The organism is Vibrio sp. 1249-1, from assembly GCF_033340495.1.
Map to the genome: position 1 here is coordinate 286,599 of NZ_JAWOWJ010000004.1, position 26,106 is coordinate 312,704.

16 protein-coding genes are annotated in these 26,106 nt (G+C 46.5%); 8 read left to right on the forward strand and 8 right to left on the reverse strand.

The features are described from left to right. Window positions 1-103: 103 nt before the first annotated feature. Window positions 104-4,342: a formate dehydrogenase subunit alpha gene (gene fdhF, locus R7Z50_RS10240; RefSeq protein WP_318149057.1), complete on the reverse strand. Its 4,239-nt coding sequence runs from the start codon at window positions 4,340-4,342 to the stop codon at window positions 104-106. Between the two features lie 304 nt (window positions 4,343-4,646). On the opposite strand from fdhF, the gene R7Z50_RS10245 reads away from it, so the two are divergent. The 7 genes from R7Z50_RS10245 to R7Z50_RS10275 all read left to right on the forward strand — a co-directional run bounded on the left by R7Z50_RS10245 (window position 4,647) and on the right by R7Z50_RS10275 (window position 14,813). Beyond that, entirely contained in the window at window positions 4,647-5,069 is a 423-nt protein-coding gene (locus R7Z50_RS10245) for a hypothetical protein (protein WP_205461304.1), read from the forward strand. 135 nt (window positions 5,070-5,204) lie between these two features. After that, window positions 5,205-6,596, forward strand: coding sequence for a TolC family protein (locus tag R7Z50_RS10250; protein WP_206970791.1), 1,392 nt, complete (start codon window positions 5,205-5,207; stop codon window positions 6,594-6,596). A gap of 164 nt (window positions 6,597-6,760) precedes the next feature. Continuing rightward, complete coding sequence (locus R7Z50_RS10255) at window positions 6,761-8,479, forward strand: efflux RND transporter periplasmic adaptor subunit (RefSeq protein ID WP_206970790.1); 1,719 nt, start codon at window positions 6,761-6,763, stop codon at window positions 8,477-8,479. Between the two features lie 2 nt (window positions 8,480-8,481). Then, window positions 8,482-11,661, forward strand: a complete 3,180-nt coding sequence (locus R7Z50_RS10260) for an efflux RND transporter permease subunit (RefSeq protein ID WP_318149058.1) — start codon at window positions 8,482-8,484, stop codon at window positions 11,659-11,661. A 76-nt stretch (window positions 11,662-11,737) separates the two neighbouring features. Further along, window positions 11,738-12,304 (forward strand): copper-resistant cuproprotein CopI, encoded by a 567-nt coding sequence (gene copI, locus R7Z50_RS10265; RefSeq protein WP_206970788.1) that lies wholly within the window; start codon window positions 11,738-11,740, stop codon window positions 12,302-12,304. A gap of 325 nt (window positions 12,305-12,629) precedes the next feature. Continuing rightward, a complete protein-coding gene (locus R7Z50_RS10270; RefSeq protein WP_005375420.1) occupies window positions 12,630-13,481 on the forward strand; it encodes a carbenicillin-hydrolyzing class A beta-lactamase CARB-42 in 852 nt (283 codons plus the stop codon). A 282-nt stretch (window positions 13,482-13,763) separates the two neighbouring features. Further along, entirely contained in the window at window positions 13,764-14,813 is a 1,050-nt protein-coding gene (locus R7Z50_RS10275) for a sensor domain-containing diguanylate cyclase (RefSeq protein ID WP_053303796.1), read from the forward strand. Window positions 14,814-14,925: 112 nt separating this feature from the next. On the opposite strand, the gene R7Z50_RS10280 is transcribed toward R7Z50_RS10275, so the two are convergent. Next, window positions 14,926-15,078, reverse strand: a complete 153-nt coding sequence (locus R7Z50_RS10280; protein WP_005375418.1) for a hypothetical protein — start codon at window positions 15,076-15,078, stop codon at window positions 14,926-14,928. A 245-nt stretch (window positions 15,079-15,323) separates the two neighbouring features. Here R7Z50_RS10280 and speG point away from each other — a divergent pair, with 245 nt between their 5' ends. Beyond that, window positions 15,324-15,863, forward strand: coding sequence for a spermidine N1-acetyltransferase (gene speG / locus R7Z50_RS10285; RefSeq protein WP_005375417.1), 540 nt, complete (start codon window positions 15,324-15,326; stop codon window positions 15,861-15,863). Window positions 15,864-15,910: 47 nt separating this feature from the next. On the opposite strand, the gene R7Z50_RS10290 is transcribed toward speG, so the two are convergent. The 6 genes from R7Z50_RS10290 to R7Z50_RS10315 all read right to left on the reverse strand — a co-directional run bounded on the left by R7Z50_RS10290 (window position 15,911) and on the right by R7Z50_RS10315 (window position 25,949). Next, entirely contained in the window at window positions 15,911-16,708 is a 798-nt protein-coding gene (locus R7Z50_RS10290) for a hypothetical protein (protein ID WP_206970787.1), read from the reverse strand. A gap of 176 nt (window positions 16,709-16,884) precedes the next feature. Continuing rightward, window positions 16,885-17,970 carry an OmpP1/FadL family transporter gene (locus R7Z50_RS10295; RefSeq protein WP_206970786.1) on the reverse strand — a complete coding sequence of 362 codons (1,086 nt, stop codon included), beginning with the start codon at window positions 17,968-17,970 and terminating at the stop codon, window positions 16,885-16,887. A 116-nt stretch (window positions 17,971-18,086) separates the two neighbouring features. Further along, entirely contained in the window at window positions 18,087-21,227 is a 3,141-nt protein-coding gene (gene vmeQ, locus R7Z50_RS10300; protein WP_318149059.1) for an efflux RND transporter permease subunit VmeQ, read from the reverse strand. A gap of 10 nt (window positions 21,228-21,237) precedes the next feature. Further along, the gene (gene vmeP / locus R7Z50_RS10305; protein WP_017635246.1) at window positions 21,238-22,380 is read right to left on the reverse strand and encodes an efflux RND transporter periplasmic adaptor subunit VmeP; all 1,143 of its coding nucleotides are present in this window, start codon (window positions 22,378-22,380) and stop codon (window positions 21,238-21,240) included. 90 nt (window positions 22,381-22,470) lie between these two features. Continuing rightward, window positions 22,471-23,262: a hypothetical protein gene (locus R7Z50_RS10310; protein WP_017821525.1), complete on the reverse strand. Its 792-nt coding sequence runs from the start codon at window positions 23,260-23,262 to the stop codon at window positions 22,471-22,473. A gap of 527 nt (window positions 23,263-23,789) precedes the next feature. Further along, window positions 23,790-25,949, reverse strand: coding sequence for a prolyl oligopeptidase family serine peptidase (locus R7Z50_RS10315; RefSeq protein ID WP_206970784.1), 2,160 nt, complete (start codon window positions 25,947-25,949; stop codon window positions 23,790-23,792). Between the last annotated feature and the right edge of the window lie 157 nt (window positions 25,950-26,106).

A 26,106-nucleotide genomic window follows, 5' to 3' on the forward strand; every position in this document is an offset into this window, starting at 1 on the left:
GACAATCCGAGTGAATGTAGTGAGAGCGGAAATCAAGAGTAGATTATCCGCCCATCAACTAGGCTCAAATTGTCAGTGCCCACAACAACGTGACTCGCCGAATTTAAACGTGTTGGTAACTATCTTCGAGAGACTCTGTCTGCGTTGTCTTTTCGCTCACTTCCACTTTAACCGCAGCGACCTTGAACTCAGGGATCTTCGCATGCGGGTCAGTCGCCGTTGTCGTTAAACGGTTCACCGGCGATTCAACAAAGTGGAATGGAATAAACACCACACCTTTTTGAATACGCTTAGTCACAAAAGCATCAATCTCAATGCTGCCGCGACGTGTAGACACTGTCAGACGCTGACCATTACTGATGCCTAGCGCTTCTGCGTCTTCCACGCTCACCATCGCGCGAGGGCCAGCAAGGTTATCCAACCCTTTGGTCTTACGTGTCATGGTGCCAGTGTGGAACTGCTCAAGTACGCGACCCGTCGTTAACACAAGTGGGTACTCTTCATCTGGCAGCTCAGCCGCATAACGGAACGGTACACCCACCATTTGCCCTTTACCACGAGTAAACTGGGTTTGGTGCATGATGCGAGTACCCGCAGGGTTGTTCTTATTGCTCGGCCATTGCACACCGTTTGGCGTAATGGCGTCCCAACGAAGACCCGCGTATTGAGGTGTCACACGTGCGATTTCATTGGTGATATCAGACACGCAGTGGTAATCCCAATCACTACCCATGGCATTGGCGATTTCTTGAATAATCCACCAATCCTCTTTCGCTTCACCCGGTGCCGTGACAACCGGATTCACGCGCTGAACACGACGCTCCGTATTGGTGAAGTGACCCGCTTTCTCTGCAAACGAGCAAGAAGGCAGAACCACATCCGCGTATTGCGCAGTTTCCGTTAGGAAGATGTCTTGAACCACCAAGAAGTCGAGTGCTTCTAAACCTTCAATCACATGCGCTTGGTTCGGGTCGCTCAATACTGGGTTCTCACCCATGATGTACATACCACGAACGTCACGATGGCAAGCCGCATCAATGATTTCTGTCAGGGTTAGACCTTGCTCAGAAGGCAGATTTGGTGCGTTCCATTCAATCGCAAACTTCTGACGCACAATTGGGTTGTATACCTTTTGGTAGCCCGGGAAGCTGTTTGGCAAAGCACCCATATCACACGCGCCTTGAACGTTTGATTGACCACGTAGCGGGTTAATACCACCACCTTCAATACGGATGTTGCCACACAGCAATTGCAAGTTAGCGATAGAACGCACGTTGTCATGACCTGTCGTATGCTGAGTGATACCCATCGAGTAGTAAACAGCCGTACGATCTGCCGTACCGATCATGCGCGCCATTGCTTGAATGTCTTCAGCTTTAACGCCTGTAACCAACTCCACTTTATCGAGGTTGTAAGCTGGCGACATTACTTCTTGCAGTAAGGTATCAAAGCCGTCGACACGTTCTTCGATGTACTCTTGATCGTACCAACCGTTCTTGATGATCTGCTGCATGACGCCATTTAAAAGCATCACATCTGTACCTGGACGGTGCGCCATATACAGCTCAGCATGCTCTGCCATATCGACACGTTTCGGGTCAGCCACAATCAAACGAGCGCCGTGGTGACGAATTGCTTGTTTAATATGTGAAGCGATAATCGGGTGCGCCGAAGTGGTATCCGAACCAATAATAAAGATCACATCAGAGTGCTTAATGCTTGGAATGTCGTTGGTCATTGCACCACTACCGAGTGATGCCTCAAGACCGGTTACACTCGATGCGTGACACAAGCGCGCACAGTGGTCGACGTTGTTAGTGCCCAGTTCACGACGGACAAATTTTTGGAACGCGTAGTTGTCTTCGTTGGTGGTTTTCGCTGAAGAGAAACCCGCCAATGCGTTGCTGCCAAAATCTTGCTTGATGCCAGAGAACTTGCTTGCAATCAGTTGAATCGCCTCTTCCCAACTTGCAGGCTGCAACCAACCGTCTTTACGAATCAATGGCGTGGTAAGACGCTCTTCACTGCCGATGAAATCAAAACCAAAGCGCCCTTTCACACACAGCATGCCTTGGTTCACTGGCGAGTCACCGCCCTTCACGTAACGAATCGTATTGGTTGCTTCGTCCACGAACATAGTCAACTTACAACCCACACCACAGTACGTACAAATGGTGTCGACCGCTTTCAGATCTTCAGTACGACCTTGTGAACGGTCACGACTATCAACCATCGCGCCCGTTGGACACACTTGAACGCACGCGCCACATTGCACGCAGTTCGAATCGCCCATTAGGGTTAAGCCATTCTTGTTACTTCCAAAGTGTGGACGGTCGTCAGGACGTAATGCAGGACGACCTTGTTTGTCGCACACAAAGTTCAGTACGCCGTGCACGGCTTTGTCACGACACGCTTGGATGCACTGACCACAACTAATACAGCGGTTGGCATCAAACTCAATAAACTCAGAGCTACGGTCAACTTCGTACTTATGACGCAAGTCTTTCGCACGAAGATCTAACCAATCTTGATGCGATTTAATCTGCAAGGAGAAGTCAAAGCTTTGCTCGGCTTCATATTCGGTGGAGTAATCACGCAGCGCACAATCGGTATTTGCCTGACAACCACATTCTAGACAGCGCGCAGCTTCCTTCATCGCTTCTTCGTTATCAAAGCCTAACTCCACTTCAGCGAAGCTTTGCTCGCGTTGTGCTGGAGTCAGTTCAGGCATGATAGAACGAGCGACTTTTTGGATGTTCTCGAAGTGAAGCGGATCGACTTGAGAAAGTTTCTTCTCTTTTCGTGAGTTGAACGCCGCCTTTGGCATGTCTGCCATATCGCCATTCAAAAACAGATCAATGGCTTTTGCCGCAACGCGACCATCACCCACGGCTTCAACTGCCGTTGCTGGACCACGGCGGAAATCACCAATACTGAAGATGTTACCCGTGCCGGTGTGCATGGTCTTTTCATCTGCATCGGAGGTGTTCCAACGCGTTAGCGGAATAGATAAGTCTTCACCTTCTAGGAAGCTCAGGTCTGGCTTTTGCGATACTGCCGCAATTACGGTGTCGAACTCTTCGGTAAAGAACTCGCCGGTTGGTTTAGGGCTTCGACGACCAGATGCATCCGGCTCACCCAACGCCATGCGCTCTAGACGAATCGCACTCACGCGTCCGGTTTCATCGGCAAGGTTTTCTGCCGGGTTGGTCAAGAAGTGGAATTTCACCCCTTCGTGTTCCGCTTCGACAATCTCGTAGTCTTCTGCTGGCATTTCGTCACGGGTACGACGGTAAATCAACGTGGTGTCTGCACCAGCACGACGCGCAGTACGAGCACAGTCAATTGCCGTGTTACCACCACCGATCACCGCGACTTTTTGACCCGTTACATAGTTTTGCTCAGTGACGTAATCTTTAAGGTAATCAACGCCTAAGTAGCAACCTTCAAGGTCACTGCCTGTGTAACGCATTTCAACCGCTTGAGACGCACCGACAGCCAAACACACTGCGTCGTATTCTTCGCTCAATTGAGAAAGCGTGAAATCCACACCTAGCTTTTGATTGGTGTGAACTTGCATGCCATTGCGGCACATCAGTTCGATTTCTTTATCGAGAATGTCTTTTGGTAAACGGTATTCTGGAATACCGTAACGCAACCAACCGCCCGCTTTTGGCATGGATTCAAAGACCGTAACGTCGTAGCCTTCGTTCGATAGGTAGTAGCCAGCTGTCAGACCACCAGGACCACTGCCGACGACGGCAATGTTCAAACCTTTGCTTGGTTTCTTTTCTGGTACGTAGGCTTCATGCGCAGACAAATCCGCATCCGCGGCATGACGTTTTAGCTGACGAATTGCAATAGGCTCATCGACTAACGAGCGGCGACATTCACTCTCACAAAATGCCGGGCACACACGGCCAATCGATAACGGCATAGGCAACGTACGCTTAATCACTTCAATCGCTTTTTGATGATCGTTCTGTGCGATGTGATATAGGTACGACTGGATATCCACGCCCGCTGGACATGCTGTTTTACATGGCGCTTCACAATCGGCGTAATGATCCGTCATGATACGGTTAAGTGCTTTTCTGCGGTGCTCGCTTAATTGTTCTGATTGCGTGACCACATTAAGGCCGCGGTAAACTTCAAGTTCACACGCACGCTTAGTACCGCCGCTTTCGACTTCAACCACACACAAGTCACACGGTACTTTTTCATTACTTTTGTTCATTCCGCACAGCGATGGGATCTCGACCCCACACACTTTTGCTGCTTCTAAAAGGGTTAGACCCTCTTCTACAATTCTATATTTTCCATCGATGACAATTTCTATCATGCAACCCCCGCAGCAAAGCAAATCCAAATCTGCACAAGTAAAACCATGCATTTTATAAGGATAATCATTTGTAAGACAAGTTAGTGTGATGTAAAACTTATAAACCACATTTTTCACGTGTCATAAAAAGCGAGAGCTTCTTTCGCTAACTTTCAACACTCGGTGTTTAACAAACGTTTAAGTGCGAAAACAGAAGGGTTGGACTATTTTGATAATAAGAGTAATAAATGATTGACCTTACCCTTAGGTTAACCTTTAGAATCGAAGGGTTTTCATCATTTTCATCAAACACATGGGAAAGGGTATGCACTTAAAATCGCTGCATACAATCTGGTTAACTCTCTTCACGACGCTAGTGCTATTGGTATCTAGTGTGGCGAACAGTGAGCCGTTGATGAATATTCAAATGATGTCTATTGGCATGGCTCACCATCCTTCTATGATGAGTGACAGCGAACACTGCGGTATGCCTGGCATGATGGACGTCTCCATGACAGACGCTTCTATGTCCGAAGATGGCGATGCAAGAGAAACCAGCATGAACTGTGGTGGAGGCTCCGGCATGGTTCATACCTGCTGTACTGCCGCGTGTACGATAGTTTTCGTCCCCCTACCGAATCCTATCAATAGCCCAATGCCCGTCGTCTATCGCGCAACTATTACTCCTGAAGTTGCTTCCCCAGTCGTACACGTCAGCCGCGACCTATACCGACCTCCTATAGCCTAAATCCGTCCTAGCATTCGACCCTGCGCGTGTATCGCAGGTTGTTTTAATGCGCCTGAGCGATGAGGTAACAAGGCTTTACTGTTCCCGCAATAAAATCCGCACCTCCATCGATCCGGCGAACACTGGATTTAGATTATGGATATCAAACCATACCGCTTAGCTGCACCTATTTTTATGGTGGCTCTGGTCGCTGCGCCAACCTTGGTTAACGCCGCTGGTAAAGAGACGCACGCAGCGCAAAATTCCGCATCAAGTGAGCGAGCTTCAACGACCAAGCTTGCCCAACTGATCAACGTCGCTTTGAGTAACGATGGCAATCGTAAGCAATACTCTGCGCAATCTGCTGCCATGCGTGAAACGGGCGTCGCGAGCGCGACCTTGATGGACCCAAAACTGAAAGTGGGTTTTGGTGGCTTGCCTGTCGACAGCTTCAAATTCGATGAAGACCCAATGACCAATATCTCCGTTGGTTTAATGCAACAATTTGAGCGTGGGTCGACGCTTGATTTACAGCAGAAGAAAGCCAATCAACAAGCTGACGGCCTTGGGCTTCAAGTCCATGCTCGTGAGCTTGAGGTAGCCAACAGCATGACTCAACTTTGGTTAGAGCTTGGTTACCAGCAACGCGCGGAGCAAATCATGCTTGAGAACCGCAAGTTGATGAAGGAGATGGAAAGCTTTATTCAAACCAACTATTCGATTGGTAAGAGTGAAGCGCAAGACCTACTCAACGCTCAATTACAAGTCAGCAAGTTGGATGAGAAACTGCAAGCCAATGCACAAATGCAACGTCGTCTTATCTCTCAACTCTCCGAATGGTTGGGTTCAGATTGGTTGGCGAATGAACAGGCTCTGCACGCGAGCAACCAACTTAATTGGGACACACTGAACGGCAAACTTGCTGCTAGTCAGGGTTCCACCAAGCATTATCAACAACTCAGCCAACACCCGATGGTTAAGATGGCCGACGTCAGCATCTCTGCCAATAAAACTCAGGTGGAAATTGCTGAGCAAGCCTACAACCCACAATTTGGCGTCGAAGTAATGTACGCCTACCGCCAAGCCGACAACATGATGGGTGAGCCAGCATCAGACTTGGTCAGCGCTTACCTAACCATGGACATTCCGTTGTTTACGAGTGACCGCCAAGATCGCAATCTTGCTGCCGCTCAATACCAAGTTGGCGCGGCACAATCACAAAAAGACACCTTACTAACGCAGATGAATGCCAAGGTGAACACTTTGCTGGTTGATCGCGGCAACTTAACCCAGCGTTTAGAACGTTATCAATCCACCTTATTGCCTCAAGCGAAAGCGCGCATTCAAGCCGTTGAGCGGGGTTATCAAAACAACACAGCGCAGTTTAACGATGTGATTTCTGCCACGACTGACGAGTTGGCTCTGCAATTAGAGCAACAACGTCTGCTGACCGATCTCAACATCGCAAACAGCAATTTAGCCACCCTACTCGGTGGTTTCGACTACCAAGTGGCTTCACCGGAAGCTCGCTCTATTTCGACATATTAATTTGTGATTCCCCAAGACAGTTGGGGCTACAGCTAGGCGGCAAACGAGAGAATCCCATGAGCACTTTCCCTAACAAACTAAGGGATCTGCTATGTGATTTGGGTGAACGAGAGCAGGCAACAATGCTGTAGCGTCAAATGTGAAGGGGAAAATAAGGTAAAACAATGAAAACATTTAAGATTGCAACCATCGCGCTGATTGTTGGTGGTGCTTTAGGGTTTGGTGCTAATCATTTTCTTACGGGCTCGGCTCACGACATGAGTGCGATGGGTGGCGAATCTGCTGCAAGCTCTAATGATCCGCTTTACTGGGTTGCCCCAATGGATCCGAATTACAAACGCGACAAGCCGGGTAAGTCCCCAATGGGCATGGATTTGATTCCTGTTTACGCAGAAGACCTATCCGGTGAACAAGACGCACCGGGTACAGTGACTATTGACCCTTCAGTAGAGAACAACCTCGGGGTTAAAACCGCAAACGCGACACTACAACAGCTATCACCACGCATCGAAACGGTTGGCTATATTGCCTTTGATGAAAGTCTGTTATGGCAAACCAACGTTCGTGTGGCGGGTTGGGTAGAAAAACTCTACATCAATGCCGTCGGTGAGAAAGTGAAGAAAGGCGATGTGCTTTTCACGCTCTACTCTCCTGAACTGGTTAAAGCACAAGAAGAATTGCTAAATGCGTACCGCACTGGCCGCAAAGGTCTTGTAAAAGGCGCGACCGAACGCTTGGTAACGCTTGGGGTTGACCGCGCTCAAATCAAATCCATTACTCGTAGCGGTAAAGCATCGCAAACCATTGAAATCAAAGCGCCTGCTGATGGCGTTATCGCGAGCTTAAACGTGCGTGAAGGTGGCTATTTATCCCCTGCTCAAGCGGTGATCAGTGCAGGTCCTTTGGACAATGTTTGGGTTGATGCAGAAGTCTTTGAGCGTCAAGCGCACTGGATGAAAGCGGGTTCTCAAGCCACGATGACCCTTGACGCGATTCCGGGCAATGAATGGCAAGGTGTTGTCGATTACGTGTACCCAATCCTTGATCCGAAAACACGTACGTTGCGTGTGCGCCTTAAATTCCCTAACCCAGATGGCGCATTGAAGCCAAACATGTTCGCCAATATTGCCTTGCAGCCTGTTACTGACGACGCAGTATTAACGATTCCTAAATCATCTGTTATTCGCTCTGGCGGTATGACTCGCGTTGTTCTGGCGGAAGGTGATGGCAAATACCGTTCTGCTCGAATTGAAGTTGGCCGCGAAGCTGGAGAACAAATCGAAGTATTACAAGGGCTTAAGCAAGGCGACAAGATCGTTACTTCATCTCACTTCATGCTCGATTCTGAATCAAGCCAGTCGGCGGATCTGTCTCGCATCAATGGTGTAGAAGCGGCAGTAGAAACGGCATGGGCTAAAGGTGAGATCACGGATGTGATGAAAGATCACCGTATGCTGACCATCAACCACCAGCCTGTACCAGAATGGGATTGGCCGGGCATGGTAATGAACTTCACTTTCGCAGATGGCGTTGAGATGGGTGACTTGAAAAAAGGTCAGGCTATCGAATTTGAAATGCAAAAGACGGAGTCCGGTCAGTACCAAATCATCGACTATAAGGCAGACAACAGCGTCATTGCCGCAGAAGTTTGGCTAACTGGTGACATCACCATGCTGATGGCTGATTTTGGCATGATCACCTTAAACCACCTACCGGTTGCAGAATGGAACTGGGATGCAGGCGAGATGAACTTCTCTGTGGGTGAAGAGGTTGATCTAACGGGTTTTGAAGAAGGACAGAAAGTTCGGTTTCTAGTTGAAAAACAAGGATCTGACTACGTTCTTAGACAGCTAGTTCCTGCAACAACAGCCGTCGAGGGTTAATTATGATCAATGCTATTATTCGTTGGTCACTGAGCAACCGATTCCTAGTGTTGGTCGCGACCTTAGCCCTTATATTAGGCGGACTTTACAGTGTAAAGAATACGCCTGTTGATGCGATTCCGGATCTTTCTGATGTGCAAGTGATCATCAAGACAAGCTATCCGGGGCAAGCTCCTCAAGTCGTCGAGGATCAAGTCACTTACCCACTCACCACCGCCATGCTTGCCGTGCCGGGTGCTGAGACAGTTCGTGGCTACTCATTCTTTGGTGACTCTTACGTTTATATCATTTTCAACGATGATACCGACATGTACTGGGCACGTTCACGCGTGTTGGAGTACTTAAGCCAAGTGGCACCTAAGCTGCCACCGAACGCAAAACCAACCCTAGGTCCTGATGCAACGGGCGTGGGCTGGGTTTACAGCTACGTATTACAAGACAAAACCGGCAAGCATGATTTAGCGGATCTTCGCAGCCTGCAAGACTGGTTCTTGAAGTACGAATTGCAAACCGTTGATGGCGTTTCTGAAGTCGCAACCGTGGGCGGTATGGTGAAGCAGTATCAAGTGCAGATTGATCCTGCCAAACTGCGTGCTTACAACCTCACTTTGCAACAAGTGAACATGGCAATCCAAAACGGTAACCAAGAAACCGGCGCGTCCGTTATCGAAGTGGCCGAAGCCGAGCACATGGTTCGTACCACGGGTTACCTAACCAGCATTGAAGACATCAAATCACTGCCTCTCAAAGTCACTGAGAAAGGCACGCCGTTGCTATTAGGAGACATCGCAGACATTAACCTTGGTCCACAAATGCGCCGTGGTATCTCAGAGCTGAATGGCGAAGGTGAAGCGGTCGGTGGCGTTATCGTGATGCGCTTTGGTGAAAACGCCAGTGAAGTGATTGCGAAAGTCAAAGACAAACTCGCAGACCTACAACGCAGCCTGCCAGAAGGCGTGGAAATTGTTGCAACCTACGACCGCTCTACCCTTATCGATTCAGCGGTAGAAAACCTATGGAAAAAGCTTGCAGAGGAGTTCATCGTCGTTGCGATTGTGTGTGCGTTGTTCCTGTTCCACATTCGTTCTTCATTGGTTATCGCTCTGAGCCTACCGGTCGGTATTCTCACTGCGTTTATCGTAATGCACTGGCAAGGCATCAACGCCAACATCATGTCCCTTGGTGGTATCGCGATTGCCATCGGTGCCATGGTGGATGGTGCAATCGTGATGATTGAAAACGTTCACAAGCACATTGAACGAACGCCACTGACCGACAAAAACCGCTGGCAAGTAATAGGTAAAGCCGCAGAAGAAGTTGGCGCACCGCTGTTCTTCTCGTTGCTGATCATTACTCTTAGCTTCGTACCGGTGTTCGCCTTAGAAGGCCAAGAAGGCAAGATGTTCTCGCCGCTTGCGTTCACTAAGACTTACGCCATGGCAGCGGCAGCAGGTTTGGCAATCACACTCGTCCCTGTTCTTATGGGCTACTTCATTCGCGGTAAGGTATTACCGGAACACAAAAACCCAGTTAACCGTGGCTTGGTCGCGTTGTACCGCCCGTTGTTGAACACCAGCTTAAAATACCCTAAGACCATGATTGTTATCGCATTAGGTCTGACGGCATCGGCTTACTACCCAACCAGTAAACTGGGTAGCGAATTCATCCCGCCGCTGGATGAAGGCGACTTAATGTACATGCCAACGACCTATCCGGGTATCTCAATTGGTAAAGCGCGCGAGCTTCTACAACAAACCAACAAGCTGATCAAAACCGTTCCAGAAGTGAAAACCGTATGGGGCAAAATTGGCCGAGCTGAGACCGCAACCGATCCAGCGCCACTCACCATGATTGAAACCGTGATTCAGTTGAAGCCACGCGACCAATGGCGTGAAGGGGTAACAACCGAGTCACTGCGCAAAGAGTTCGACAAACTGGTTCAGTTCCCTGGTCTTACTAATGCTTGGGTAATGCCGATCAAAACGCGTATCGACATGCTGGCAACGGGCATCAAAACCCCTATCGGCATTAAAATCGCGGGTCCCGACCTGAAAGTGATTGAGAAGATCGGTTCCCAGCTGGAGCCAATTCTTAATGGCGTACAAGGTACAGCATCGGTTTACGCAGAACGTGTCGCAGGTGGTCGTTATGTCACGATCGACATTAAACGTCGTGCCGCAGCGCGTTATGGCTTAAGCATCAAAGACGTTCAACAAGTGATCTCCACTGCGGTGGGTGGCATGAATGTGGGTGAAACCATTGAAGGCTTGGAGCGTTACCCAATCAACGTTCGTTACCCACAAGACTACCGCGACTCAGTGGTTAAACTGCAAAACCTACCATTGGTGACACCAAATGGCGCTCGTATTGCGCTGGCTGATGTAGCGGACATTCGTTACGAAGACGGCCCTCCGATGATCAAGACGGAAAACGCGCGTCCAAACGGCTGGGTGTTTGTCGATATCGATGGTCGTGACCTTGGCTCTTACGTCGTGGAAGCACAGCAAGTCGTGGCTGATCAATTGGAGCTTCCTGCGGGTTACTCGCTGGCTTGGTCTGGTCAATACGAATACATGGAACGTGCGAAAGATCGCTTGAGTGTCGTGGTACCAATCACCATCGCCATCATTATGCTGCTGCTTTACTTCAGTTTCCGTCGTGTCGGTGAAGTGATGATCATCATGCTTACCCTACCGCTCGCTATGGTCGGTGGTTTGTGGCTCATGCATATCCTCAACTACAACTTCTCGATTGCCGTCGGGGTCGGCTTTATTGCCCTAGCAGGTGTCGCAGTTGAGATTGGGGTCATCATGCTCGTCTACCTCAACCAAGCGTGGCACTACAAAAAACTCGATGCGGAAGAGAACCAACAGAAGCTTGAGGCGAAAGACCTAACCGATGCCATTCGTGAAGGCGCAGGCCTGCGTGTTCGCCCAGTAATGATGACGGTACTGACAGTAATTATTGGTCTGATTCCGATCATGTACGGCGAAGGTACAGGATCAGAAGTAATGCAACGTATCGCCGCGCCAATGATTGGTGGTATGGCATCAGCACTGCTACTGACGCTGTTGGTGCTTCCTGCCATCTTCAAGCTGTGGAAACAACGTGAGTTGCGTCATAGCAATACGACTAATCACCAAGCTAGCACTCAAGCTAGTGATGTAAACAACAAGGCTTAACCCCTACCTTCCTCTCAAACATGCCGTTTGAGGGGAAGCAACCAAGTTAATAATGAATTAAAACAAGGATATAAAAATGAAAAAGACACTAATCACTCTTGCTCTAGCCCTAACAACAACGACTGCGTTTGCCCAAGTGGATCATTCAAACATGGACCACGCGAACATGGATCATAGCAACATGAAGCATGAAAATATGGACCACGGCAGCATGAAGATGGACCACAGTAAAATGGACCATTCAAACATGATGGATATGCCGGGCATGTCGGCAGTTGGTATGCCAGCAAAAGGGGCAAAGCCAGACAAGGTGGTACACGTTATCTTGGGTGATGACATGACCATCAAGTTCAAAAAAGACGTTAAAATTGAGCCAAACGATGTGGTGCAATTTGTGGTCATGAACACCGGTAAGATCAACCACGAGTTTACGATTGGTTCGGCTAAAGAGCAGCTAGAACATCGCGAAATGATGAAGACAATGAGCGGCGATCACATGCATGACTCAGGCAACGCAGTTACGGTAAAACCAGGTAAAGCGAAGCAGTTGTTGTGGCATTTCCACGGTGACAACAACGTTGAGTTCGCGTGCAACATTCCAGGCCATGCAGAAGCAGGCATGGTTAAAAAGATTGAACTGTAAGTAATTACCCAAAGAGACAAAAGGAGCTGATGATTCAGCTCCTTGTATTTCTGGATCAAACTATTCGTTAGCTCATGATAAGAAATTCTGAGCCAGTGTCTCTCGCTAAGATATTTTTGTGACCGAATCACCGACGTAATATATAAGCCAAACTACAGGCCTTGATAGCAACACTCTTCTCCCCATATTGAGACCGTTTAAGCGTATTGCAAAGAATCCTACATAAAATAGACATAGATTTAACAGTGTTTAGAGTATTGGCTCGTTATAGTTTACGTGACATCGCTACCGTGCGAACTAAAACTAAAATTGAAGAACACGATCCATGAAAAAGTTATTTTTGTTGGCTGGGCTAATGGTTTGCTCAACCCTAAGTTACGCGTCCCAACTGAATGAGGACATTTCTCTCCTCGAGCAACAAACCTCAAGCAGAATTGGGGTGTCAGTTTGGGATACCCAAGCAGACGAGCGTTGGGATTACCGTGGCGATGAACGCTTCCCACTCATGAGCACATTCAAAACCCTAGCTTGTGCCAAAATGCTAAGTGATATGGACAGCGGTAAGCTAAGTAAAAATGCGACCGCAAAAGTCGATGAGCGCAGTATCGTTGTATGGTCTCCAGTGATGGATAAGCTCGCAGGCCAAAACACACGCATAGAGCACGCGTGTGAAGCCGCTATGTTAATGAGTGATAATACCGCAGCCAACTTAGTATTAAATGAAATTGGCGGCCCTAAGGCCGTAACAATGTTTCTGCGAACAATTGGAGATAAAGCAACGCGCCTAGACAGAATAGAACCTCGCTTGAACGAAGCCACACCAGGCGACAGCCGCGACACAACCACACCTAACGCCATACTAAACACTCTTCGAACTTTGGTCGAAGGCGAAACGTTGTCTTATGAGTCTCGTGTACAATTAAAAATCTGGATGCAGGACAACAAAGTTTCAGACTCGTTAATGCGTTCTGTATTACCAACAGGTTGGTCTATTGCAGACCGTTCTGGTGCGGGAGGTCATGGTTCGCGTGGCATTAACGCGATTATATGGAAGGAAAATCATCGACCTGTTTACATTAGTATTTATGTCACAGAAACCGAGCTCTCACTTCAAGCTAGGGACCAACTCGTTGCGCAGATAAGTCAGTTGATTTTACAAAAGTACAAAGACAATTAAGTCACCACTCACCTGACCCTATTTGTATCCTTTTCTAGCCCTTCTCTTCCAGAAGGGCTCATTCTGTACTTCCATCTTAAAAACACCACTTATTGAGTAATGACTTACTTATAAATAGGTATAAGATTTACTTATTTAGGGTGAGTTAACGCCCACATTAAGCAACCAAATGCACACAAACGGCGATAATTAAACCATACTCTTACCAAGAAGCACATTTTCTACAAAATAGCTTCACGTAATTTATTGTTGGTATTTGCAACATTGCCAAGGAGATGTCTATTGAGACTTGAAAGAACTTTTAACCCTGATGACTTATCGATGCAAAACATGGAAAGTCCGATATGTATGCCGATAGGGTTTGTTCACTTTTTAGCTCAATCGGAAACACTACAGCAAGTACTTGATACGGTGGCAGAATGGATAAATCGCATATTTAATTCTGACCGTGCGAGTATCACACTTTATGAAAACAATGATCATTTAAAGGTCTACTCTTTCTCTGGTAGTAAAGCGATTCCCGCTGAATTTTTAGTGCCCATTCATCAAGCGTTTGTTGGCCGAGTGTTCAAAAAGCAACAACTGATGATCTGCGACGATGTTACTCAATCTGATGAGATCGATTGTGTGATGCTCGCATCCAATGGTATGGGTACGTGTATGGACGCGCCTTTAATGCACGGTAAAGTCTGCCTAGGAACGCTTAATGTTGCGCATCATCAAACGCACATTTACACAAACGAACAAGCGGCACAGCTTCAGTGCATCGCTAATTGGATTGCTTTAAACATTGCCCTTCATATACAGATCATGAAAATGGAGCACCTCGCCACGACGGATGATCTAACAGGTATTCCAAACCGCAGAGAGTTCATGCGACAAATCGAAAGCCGCCTAAATGAATACCGAACCCAGGGCATTGACTTCCATGTTGCTATTTTAGATCTCGACAATTTTAAAAGCCTCAATGACCGATTTGGTCATGACGCAGGCGATAAATCACTGATCCATGCAGTTAATACTATTAAAAGTCATCTACTTGATTGTGACTTACTTGCCAGAGTTGGCGGTGAAGAGTTTGCCATCGTATTAAGAAGTCGCTCATCACAGCAAGCTCTAGACACATTAGAAACGATTCGTAATGCACTAGAAACGACGACCGTTCAACATTCAGGTTGTGATATGAGCTTCACCGCGAGTATTGGGGTAACTCAAGTCTGTCGTCTCGACGACTCATTTGAACCACTCGTTAAACGCGCCGACTTAGCACTTTACAAGGCAAAAGAAACCGGAAGAAATCGCGTTGAGTTTCATATTGGTGAAGAAAGGTAGAAAAAATAAAAAAAGGTAGCGACTCATTGCGCTACCTTTTATCGATTCTAACCCGCTTAAAATAACTAATACGAACTTTAAGCCAGTTAAAAATAAGAATGAGCAAATTTAATTATGCTTTCTTAAGATCTTTAGCTGGGTAAGTTAGTGTTTTTTCGCCTGCTTTTACATGTGTGTAAAAACCGCCACTGCTTAAACCTGTAACAACCATTTCGCCAAGATCGATACCTTTAGTCGCTACTACTACGTCACCGATTGAAAACATATTGAATACCTTGTTTGTTTAGATTAAGACACTAAGTCGTTGCGCGGTATTTAATACGATATTAGGCAAAGCACCTAATCGAGTTTTTTATCGTAAAGATTAATTTATATTTGTCGTGAACTCTAAGTTTCCACATTGAAAATCACAGGATATTTTCCAAAAAAGATGCGCTATTCTTGTGAAATACGGTAATATTTTCTAGCATCAAGTGCGGAGGTATTCTCCGCCCTCATTGGAGAAAAATGATGAAGAAAGGCCTAAAAATGCGTGCATTAGAGCGTTCTGATTTGCGCTTTATTCATGAACTGAATAACAACCGAAATATCATGGCCTACTGGTTCGAAGAACCTTACGAGTCTTATGACGAGCTCGAAGAACTTTATCGAAAACATATACATGATGACGCTGAAAGGCGTTTTGTCGTCGAAGATGAAGACGGCATCGTAATTGGCTTAGTTGAGCTGATCGAGATTAACTACATTCACCGCAGCGCGGAATTTCAGATAATCATCGCCCCAGAGCATCAAGGCCGAGGTTATGCGACAGAGATGATTAATCGTGCGTTAGATTACTCATTCTCAATTCTTAATCTACGTAAAATCTACTTATTAGTCGCAGTGGATAACGAAGTCGCTATTCACTTATACAAAAAATGCGGCTTTATTGAAGAAGGTCACCTTGTAGAAGAATACTTTATTAACGGCGCTTACAGCGATGTTAAGCGCATGTATATATTAAAACACCAGTACCAGAAAAAGATCGAAGAAAACAACTCAATTCACTAGTTCATTCTATCAAAGTAAAAACGCAGCTATTTGGGCTGCGTTTTTATTTATTCAAATTGATATTGATATGATAATACGATGCGCTTGTCTGCTTCATCCAAATAGGTGTTGTTGTCCATGACAAACGTCATTACGTTAAACGAGTGGCGTCTGTTCACAAGGTAACCAAGACCGATCCCACCAAAGAAGCCTTTGTAATTCTCTCCTTCACTGTTTTCTGAGCCGTAAGTGCCCGCTGCGAAGCTGATTAACGTCAGCTCTTTGGTAAACGATTTCAGCGCAAATACACCAACGTAACCGCTACTGCCTGAAGAGCTCATCATATTGAAGCCATTCTCTGCACTTGGCGTGCCCGTAAAGTTAGGCTCGCTACAGTGGCTACTTTCTGCACCGTCACAAACAGGAACATCACCAGTGTTGTACGTATAGCCTGCCATTGGGAAAATTTGGAAGCCTGCTGGCTCAATCCCGAAATAACTTAGCGGCATAAAGGTACCAACGCTGTAGTTGGTTTGATCCGCGCCGTTTACGTATTCATTTTTACCGAAGTTGAAGTTCACGATACCGACCGGAAACAACCACGAGCCACCAATACGCCACTCGCTCGCATCATCATTGATACGCAGGTTAATTTTGCGCGCTTGGTCAAGCGCAAGTGAGCCCGAGAATGAGATGTTTTGATCATCAAAATCGTAGTTGTTTGCGTACGACGCGCCAAATTTCGTGATGACTTTTGTTGGGTCATTCGCCAACTTGTTTTTATTGTCTTTTACTCGATGCTCGGCACCATGAGCCAACGTAGTGACCAACAAAGTCGTACACACTAACGCTAGTTTGTTTTTCATTTTTTAGTCCTTTGAGATGTTGAATACCCGCACTTAGCTGCGCAGATATTTTTTGAATCATCACTCACTGGATGTGACAGAAGCGCCCTAACTACCTTAGATGGCGTGACAGCATCCAGTGCAGGTAGTTAGGGTGGAATGGCCTGTAAGGAAGGCGTTTTAGCGATTAGGAATGATTAGTTTTTCCAGTTGTAGCTCATGCTCATGAAGTAGAGAGCAGGCTCATCAAAGCCAGCTTGTAAGCGTGGCGTTTCCGACGATTCCATCAAGATCGCTTCCAACGCGAAACCAATTGAGTTTTCTGAATCCAATTTGTAATCAATGCCTGTACCAATGCGGTACGCCTTGCCAGTAGGAACGGTAATGTCACCGTTTGATTGGCTTTCATACATGCTGGTATCGAATGCAAAACCTGCATTCCACATCATTTTTTCATTCAGTTTGTACTGAGTACCCAATGCGATTTGGTAAGTGTCTTGTGTCTCTACGCCCAGCGTGGTTGTGTATTCGCTCCAGTCTTGCCAGTTCACGTTCCACATCACCGCTAGGTCATCATTCACTTCATGGTAAGCACTGAAGATCAGTTGTTGTGGAGCAATGGAGTTACTATTGTCGAATTCAAATTCGGTTTCAGAAGAGTAAGACAACCCAAGACGCGTGCCTGGTGTTGCCTCATAAAGCACACCTACTCGGCCGTTGAGCTGAGTATCTTGGTCTTCGTCATTGAAGTTCAGGGCTCCCTTCGTTTCCACTTCATACATACCGTACTGAATGCCAAGCGCCGCACCCACAGACCAGTGATCATTGATGCGGTAAGAAGCGGAAGGTTGAATGGTTAAGGCTTGCGTCGTTGCTGTAGGAATATCTAAATGATTATTCAAAAGACCTTCGTACTCGAGGCCAAGACCGTAGTTGCCATACAGACCAATACCCAGCGTCCATTTGTCGTTTACTTGTTGGCTGTAAAATGCCGACGCCATAGGAACAAAACCAATCACGTTGCCCGCATCGCCAGTCATCGTGTCTAGTTGCGCGTCACCGTAAAGGCCAATCAGGTTACCAGAGAAAGATTTACCAGAAACATTCGCCAGACCAGCCGGGTTTGCTGCCATTACTGAGGCATCTTGCGCACGAGCCGCCATACCAGCGGATGCCAAACCAATATCCGATGCTGTTGTTTCGTAAAGGTATAACCCACCCGCTTGCGCAGCAGCACACGTCAGTAGAGAGCTCGCTACGACGATTTTTGAAAGATTTTTCATGCTAAAACCTATTATTTTTTGGGGAACCCACGCTGCGACGGTGGTTGTATATCAATGAAAGGCATTGGCCAATCGCACACAGCGTGGGGGTGTTGTGGAGTCAGTTGAAATCAGCGTTATTGCTCGCTCACCTCAAGTTCAGTGGGTTTCTTTCGCTTAAACTTCTCGCGCAGAGATTGCATCATCACGAAGAACACCGGCGTCAGCAACGTGCCTACAAACGTAGAGAGAATCATGCCGCCGAATACCGCAAAGCCCAGTGAGTGACGAGATGCCGCACCAGCACCCGATGCAATCACCAACGGGAATACCCCCCAGATGAAGGCGAATGCGGTCATCTGTACTGCACGGAAACGAATTCGAGCAGCTTCTTTGGCAGCATCAATGATGGATAAGCCCTTTTCTTCTCGCAGAACTTTGGCAAATTCCACGATAAGAATCGCCACTTTGGCGGACATACCGATCAAGATGACGACACCAATCTGCACGTACAAATCGAACGGTTGTCCCACCAGCAGTAGCGTGCCCATTGCGCCGAGAATCGCGACTGGAACCGCCATCATTACCGCAGCAGGAATGGTCCAACTTTCGTACTGAGCCACCAAGAACAAGTAGGTGAACAGCAAAGACAATGCGAACGCGATTGGTGCCATGTTGCCTGCTTTCATCTCTTGGTAAGTCATGCCTGACCACTCGTACGAGTAACCACTTGGCAAAGATTCCGCAGCCAGTTTTTCAATGGCTTTTACAACATCACCCGAGCTGTAACCTGGCGCTGGCGCACCGTTCACGGTTGCAGAACTGAACATGTTGTAGTTCGATAAGGTATCAGGGCCGAAGATCGGCTTCACTTTCACTAGCGTTGCCAGTGACACCATTTTTCCAGAGCTTGAGCGAACAAACAGATGGTCGATGTCGTCGATGTTGTCACGGTATTGCTCTTCTGCTTGCACTTTCACTTGGTACGAACGACCAAACAAGTTGAAGTCAGAAATGTAGGCACCGCCCAACTGTGCTTGCAGTGTGCTGAAGATTTCATTCAACGGTACGCCCATCGAAATCGCTTTATCGCGATCAATATCGATGTAGCGTTGCGGAATGTTCGCACGGAAAATCGAGAACGCACGCGCCACTTCAGGCAGTTGATTGATTTGGGCAACAAAATCAGCGGTTGTTTTTGCCAACTCTTGTGGAGAACGGCCCAAGTTGTCCTGCAGCACAAGGTTGAAACCATCCACCGCACCCATGCCTTTGATTGCCGGCGTCGCGAAAACGAACGAAGCGGCATCTGGCGTTGAGTTCAGCATTTGGTTAACTTTGTTCATCAACGCACGTTGGTGTAGTTCAGGGTCTTTACGTTTGCTCCAGTTATCCAGTTTGATGATCAACATGCCCGAGTTTGGAATCGACGCCATGTTAATTACCGAGAAGCCCGCAACCGAAACCACGTTCTCCACACCTTCCATCTGTTTTAGCTCATCAACGTACTTCTTCATTAATGGTGCAGTACGCTGCAATGCTGCTGCGTCTGGCAAACGCATTTCGACCATGAACACGCCTTTATCTTCGTTCGGAACGAAAGAAGAAGGTACGGTCATGAACGCAAATGCCAGCACCGCAATAAGCGCGCCATAAACACCGATACTCAGCACAATGCGGCGGCTCAAGAAGCCAACTAAACCTTGGTATTTGCGCGTTATTGCTTCAAAACCTCGGTTAAACGCACGCAAAGGCGCAATAGGTTGCGAGTGAGTAGATTTCAAAATCAACGCACAAAGCGCTGGCGTTAACGTTAATGCGTTGATCGCAGAGAGCAGCACCGATACACAGATGGTGACCGCGAACTGGTTGAACATTCGACCAGAAATACCCGGCAATAGCGCAACCGGTACAAATACCGCCAACAAAATAAGCGTTGTTGCCAATACTGGCCCTGTCACTTCTTTCATAGCTTGGATCGTGGCCGGAATCGGGTCTAAATGCTCTTCATGGATAACCCGCTCCACGTTCTCTACCACGATGATCGCATCGTCCACCACGATACCGATGGCGAGGATCAAGCCAAACAACGAGATCGTGTTAATGGTCATGCCCATCACGCCTATGATTGCGAACGTCGCAATGATGGAAACCGGAATCGCTAAGGTTGGAATGATGGTCGCTCGCCAGTTCTGCAAGAAAACGTACACAACGAAGGTGACAAGAAGTACTGCAATCACCAGCGTCTCGTACACTTCATCAATCGATGTATCTACGTATTCGGTAGAGTCATACGCGATGTCGTAGACCAAATCATCTGGGAACGATTTCTCGTACTCTTTCATGGCCTCTTTCACGCGTTCCATCACGTCTAGCGCGTTCGCGGTCGGCAACTGGTACAAGGCCAGAACGGCGGCTGGTTCGTTATTCATACGACCATCAGCTTCGTAACCTTGTGCACCAACTTCCACACGAGCCACATCTTTCAAGCGAATCAAAGAACCTTTCTTGCTCGCACGAATGATGATGTTCTCGAACTCTTCCGCAGAAGTGAGGCGGCCTTTGGTTTGCAAAACATATTGATATTGCTGGTCACCTGGAGCTGGCATACCACCGATCTTACCCGCCGCCACTTGGATGTTTTGCGTTTTAATTGCGCCAATAACATCGCTAGCAGAAAGCTTCAAGGTAGCCAGTTTATTTGGGTTCAACCAAATACGCATTGAGTAGTCTTTCTTACCCAGCAGCGTAATGTCACTCATACCTTCGATACGTTTTAGACGCTCGACAATATTGAGATCCGCGTAGTTAGAAAGGTAGATACTGTCGTGAGACTGTTTCGGAGAACGCAGTGTGATAACGCCCAGCATGTCGGAAGATTTCTTCTTAACCGTCACACCGATTTGGTTTACTTCTTGTGGTAGAGACGACGTCGCCTGTGCCACCAAGTTGTTCACACGAACCTGCGCCATATCGCCATCTGCGCCCACTCGGAAGTAAATACGCAATGTGTATGAGCCATCGTTACCAATCACAGAAGACATGTAAATCATGTCTTCAACGCCGTTGACTTTGGCTTCTATCGGTTGTGCTACGGTCTTTTTAACCACGTCCGCGTTTGCACCCGGATACATGGTGCTCACCGTAATTACCGTTGGAGAGATTTGAGGATACTCAGAAATTGGCAAGACTTTCAGGGCGAGCATACCCATCAATGTCATCGCCAGTGAGATCACCAAAGCAAACTTCGGCCGGTGAATGAAAAATTTACTTAACATCAGTACTCACTCAGCCTTGTTCACTCTGTAGCTCAACGTCTTTCACCGTTGCACCCGGACGCACTTTTTGTAGACCATTGACGATGACTTTTTCGTTAGCCGCCAAACCAGTCAGCACAGCACGTTTCACACCGTAGGTCTGACCGAGTTCAACGTTACGACGAGACACCACGTGATCATCACCAACCACCATGACGTAGTCACCCGCTTGGTCTTGTTGAACAGCCGCCGATGGGATAAGCAAACCATCAATGGTTTTATTGCGCAGCTTGATGGTCAAGTTGCCATATTCACCCGGCATAAGCGCGTAAGTTGGATTATCGAATTGTGCTTCTGCTCGAATTGAGCCTGTTTCTAAATCGATCTTGTTGCCAACGGCGTAGATCTTGCCATCCAGCGGATACAATGAACCGTCTGAAAGCGTCAGTGTTAAATCAACATCCAGTTTGTCATCGTTACGATGAGCCACATCAATCGCACTTCTTACGCGGCGGTAGAGCTTCTCATCCACATCAAAGCCAAAGCGAATTGGGTCTACTTGAGTGATCGAAACAAGAGGAACGAGTTGAATTTTCGAAATACGGTCACCCACTCGGAAGTTGCTGAAACCCACGCGACCAGAGAAAGGAGCACGCACAGAGCTAAATTCAAGATCGAGCCTTGCTGAAACCAGCGTCGCCTTCGCCTCTTCTACCGAAGCAATCGCTGCGGCTTGCGCGGCAATGGCGTCATCGTATTGCTGCTCACTGATGCTTTTATCTTTGATGAGTTTCTTCACACGTTCTGCATCACGCGTAGTTTGAACGAGTTGTGCTTTTGCTTTTTGCAACGACGCTTTTGCATACGCCAGTGCCGCTTTGTAAGGACGGTCGTCGATTTCAAACAACAATTGGCCTTTTTCGACCATATCGCCATCTTTAAAATGAATCGCGGTTAATTCGCCACCGACTCGCGGCATAATATCAACGTCATTTACCGCTTCAGTTCGACCGATAAAAGTATGATAAGGAGTGATTTTTGTTTCGGTTAGGGTAACGGTTTCAACAGAGGGTGCTTGGGCTGTTTTCGTTGCGATATCGCCAGTTTTGCATCCTGATAGTAATGCAGAAGATATAGCAATAGATACCAACGCAAATTTATATTTGGCTTTCATGATAAACCTACTTTATTTAGAAAGTGCCCTAGCCTAAATATTTAAATATATGGATAAACACACTTTCTATTCTGGAAATAAACGAGGGAGTTAGAATTGGTAGTTAAATTCGATACGGTGATCACCATCACCGAAATTAACGTGCTCATTCCAGTTTGCAAAGTAACGAATATTTGCGCGAGGATTAATTTGATAAGACAACGCAAACTCATGAGTCAAGATATTATCTTCACCCGCGTAATAAGTATCTTTATATTGACTAGACCCTGACAACGTATGCATATACATTGGGTTGTAGTTAATCCAGATTTTATCGGTTAATTCAATTTTTGAGTACATACCCACAACAGTGAAAGTACCTGGAATTTCATAACCTTTGTCATCACCACTAAAATCATTAGCAATAGTGACACCCGCACCAGCTAAAGGAAATAGCTGCAACATACCAAACTTAGGTAGACCTTGAATAAAGCTATAAGATGCATCTAATTTATCGTTATCAACGTCGTAGTTTACATCTAATTGACGGCCTAGACCTTTTGCGACTTCTACTTGGAAATTACGTAGTCGGAAAGAGTCAATGCTGTCATCAACGTTGGCATATATTGGATCGTCATTGTCGCGAATGCCAAATAGCTCACCACCAATGCCTTTCATTTCAATGATGTTCATCGCCATGGTACCAGGCTGGCTAGATTGGTAAGTTTGACCGATTTTGATGTTCGCGCCTTTATCAGTAATACCAAAGCCAGCTTGGGTGTATACCGCAAGTGGGTCAGACATATCTTGTAGTTCTTCGCTATTATTTGTTTGCGCATAGGCAGAAGACGCGAGTTGTAGGGCTGCAACCACAATGGCAACAGACGGTTTCACTAAATTCATAAAACTGTATCCATTTTAATGATTATAAAATTATTCACGTCATGAGGTCATCATAAATAGCAAGCAACACAACTCGCTTTGGATAACATAAATTATCAAAGCAAATTCAATAATGACGAAACATTCGACGTTTTAATTAAAATAAAATAAAGCATCGTAAAAGTTCAATCACCGCTACTTATATCTTATATAACTTGAAATTTGGTAATACTAATGAAGAAGGAAATATTAAAAATTATGAAAATTCAATTATCATTAGAACAAATGATTAATTAATTTTACCATATAAATAGAGAGTGCAATGGATTTAGGTGATCGCGATCAATGTTTCATTTCGATCGTACCACACTCTTCAGATTAATTAGAACATTATAATAATGTAAAAAACCTTAGTTTGATTAGCCTAGCATCAGATTAGAATAGTAGGCCTATAATAAATAAAAAGGAATCACTCTCTGTGATTCCCTTTTATTATCGAGCGATAAAGCGCCGATGCGTTTCGATAACTAAAACGCAAACAATTCGCACTATTGCAGTTTCTCTATTCCCATATTGAACAGTGCAAAACTATAAATATCTGCATTTGTCTCAATTATTTTACGCGTTGGTGTGCCTGCACCATGTCCTGCATTGGTTTCGATGCGAATTAAAGTCGGATTTGAACCCGCTTGCTTCGATTGCAACTCAGCAGCAAATTTGTATGAGTGAGCAGGAACAACACGGTCATCATGATCACCGGTTGTAATCAATGTTGCTGGGTATTCCACCCCCGCCTTTACATTGTGCACTGGCGAATAATCTTTCAGATATTGGAACATCTCTTTACTTTGCTCTGCCGTGCCGTAGTCATACACCCAACCAGCACCTGCGGTAAAAGTATGGTAACGCAGCATATCCAGTACGCCGACTGCTGGCAGCGCCACTTTAAACAGCTCTGGACGTTGCGTCATAACGGCCCCCACTAACAAGCCACCATTCGATCCACCGTTAATGGCTAACTTGTTTGATGACGTTACCTTTTCATCAATTAGGAATTCAGCCGCAGCAATAAAGTCATCAAACACATTTTGCTTTTGCATTTGAATGCCAGCGTTGTGCCATTCTTTGCCATATTCCCCACCACCACGAATGTTCGCTACCGCGTAAACACCACCAAGCTCTAACCAAGCCGCACGTGTCGGGCTAAAAGATGGCGTGAGGCTAACGTTGAAACCGCCATAACCATATAGGATGGTTGGTGCACTGCCGTCCATCGGTGTCCCTTTTTTATAGGTGATGATCATCGGCACTTTTGTTCCGTCTTTTGAGGTGTAAAACACCTGGCGAGATTCATACAAAACAGGGTCAAATGGCGCTTTAGATTTGTAGTACACCTCGCTATCACCGTCTTTGATGTTCAGACGATAGGTAGTGCTTGGCATCTTGTAGTTGGTGAAAGAATAGTAGACTTCGGTTTCTTCTTTTTTCCCCGAGAAACCGTATGCGCTGCCAATATCAGGCAATTTGATTTCTCGGATGAGTTTGCCGTTCATGTCGTATTGCTTCACCATCGAGATCGCATCAACAATATAGCTCGCAAACAAATTGCCACCCGCGGTAGAAACACGTAACACGTTCTTTGTTTCAGGAATCACATCTTTCCAGTTTTTGGGCTGCGGCTGACTTGCATCCACCATCACGACGCGTTTGTTCGGCGCATTAAGGTTCGTAACCAAGTACAGTTTCGTGCCTTGGTTGTCTATCACCCAAGTATCAGAACTGGTGTTATCTAAAATGGTTTTGAGCGAGCTATTTGGCTTACTCAGGTCTTTGAAGAACAGTTTGTTGCCCGACGTCGATACGCTAGCTGAGATAAACAAGTAGCGTTCATCTTCCGACGTGTAACCCCCAACGTAGCGATACTTTTCGTCCTTTACACCACCGAAAATTAATTGGTCTTCACTTTGTTTCGTCCCTAGTTTATGAAAGTAGAGCTTGTGTTGGTCTGTCTTCGCAGAAAGTTCACTCCCTTTTGGCTTGTCATAACTTGAGTAATAGAAGCCTTGATTGCCGAACCAACTGATGCCACTGAACTTAATATCCACCAGCGTTTCGCCGACGGGCTTTTTGGTTTCTGTGTCTAACACAATGACTTTGCGCCAATCGCTACCGCCTTCCGAAATGCTGTATGCAACCAAAGAACCATCACGTGAAAAGCTCACTCCCGCTAACGATGTGGTGCCATCTTCACTAAAAGTATTTGGATCGAGGAAAATTTCTGCTTCGCCATCACCTAACTGCCGATAAAGCACATCTTGGTTTTGTAACCCGTCATTTTTGTAGAAATAAGTGAACTTACCCTCTTTGAACGGTTGGCTTTGCTTTTCGTAGTCCATGAGCTTAGTGATGCGCTCTTCAATCTGCTCGCGGTAAGGGATTTTCGACAGATAATCAAACGTCACTGCATTTTGTGCCTTCACCCATTCTGCGGTTTCTGGGCTGAGATCGTCTTCCAACCAGCGATAAGGATCACTCACTTTTGTACCAAAGTAGTCATCGACAACATCCACTTTTTGTGTGGTTGGATACGTGATGGTTTTCGGGGTTACCTGTTCAACCGACGATTGCGCCGCTTCATTGGCATACGCCACAGACAACACACTTCCGAGTACGAGAGCCGTTGTGAGTGCTAGGGTGTTCTTTTTCATGAAATTCCTTTTTATTTTTCTGTTGTCTTTTTGTGCAATACATCAGAACTCTACTATATATCGACAAAATGAATCTAATTTCATTAAACGAGTTGTGAAAGCCATCCTAACTCCCTCATTTCCTGCGAATTCTACATATCGGTAAGTGGCGGTGTAG

Excerpts from the sequence above, each read along its gene's own strand:
- fdhF (WP_318149057.1), bottom strand. The coding sequence starts at position 4,342 with ATGATAGAAATTGTCATCGATGGAAAATATAGAATTGTAGAAGAGGGT.
- R7Z50_RS10245 (WP_205461304.1), top strand. The coding sequence starts at position 4,647 with ATGCACTTAAAATCGCTGCATACAATCTGGTTAACTCTCTTCACGACG.
- R7Z50_RS10250 (WP_206970791.1), top strand. The coding sequence starts at position 5,205 with ATGGATATCAAACCATACCGCTTAGCTGCACCTATTTTTATGGTGGCT.
- R7Z50_RS10255 (WP_206970790.1), top strand. The coding sequence starts at position 6,761 with ATGAAAACATTTAAGATTGCAACCATCGCGCTGATTGTTGGTGGTGCT.
- R7Z50_RS10260 (WP_318149058.1), top strand. The coding sequence starts at position 8,482 with ATGATCAATGCTATTATTCGTTGGTCACTGAGCAACCGATTCCTAGTG.
- copI (WP_206970788.1), top strand. The coding sequence starts at position 11,738 with ATGAAAAAGACACTAATCACTCTTGCTCTAGCCCTAACAACAACGACT.
- R7Z50_RS10270 (WP_005375420.1), top strand. The coding sequence starts at position 12,630 with ATGAAAAAGTTATTTTTGTTGGCTGGGCTAATGGTTTGCTCAACCCTA.
- R7Z50_RS10280 (WP_005375418.1), bottom strand. The coding sequence starts at position 15,078 with ATGTTTTCAATCGGTGACGTAGTAGTAGCGACTAAAGGTATCGATCTT.
- speG (WP_005375417.1), top strand. The coding sequence starts at position 15,324 with ATGAAGAAAGGCCTAAAAATGCGTGCATTAGAGCGTTCTGATTTGCGC.
- R7Z50_RS10290 (WP_206970787.1), bottom strand. The coding sequence starts at position 16,708 with ATGAAAAACAAACTAGCGTTAGTGTGTACGACTTTGTTGGTCACTACG.
- R7Z50_RS10295 (WP_206970786.1), bottom strand. The coding sequence starts at position 17,970 with ATGAAAAATCTTTCAAAAATCGTCGTAGCGAGCTCTCTACTGACGTGT.
- vmeQ (WP_318149059.1), bottom strand. The coding sequence starts at position 21,227 with ATGTTAAGTAAATTTTTCATTCACCGGCCGAAGTTTGCTTTGGTGATC.
- vmeP (WP_017635246.1), bottom strand. The coding sequence starts at position 22,380 with ATGAAAGCCAAATATAAATTTGCGTTGGTATCTATTGCTATATCTTCT.
- R7Z50_RS10310 (WP_017821525.1), bottom strand. The coding sequence starts at position 23,262 with ATGAATTTAGTGAAACCGTCTGTTGCCATTGTGGTTGCAGCCCTACAA.
- R7Z50_RS10315 (WP_206970784.1), bottom strand. The coding sequence starts at position 25,949 with ATGAAAAAGAACACCCTAGCACTCACAACGGCTCTCGTACTCGGAAGT.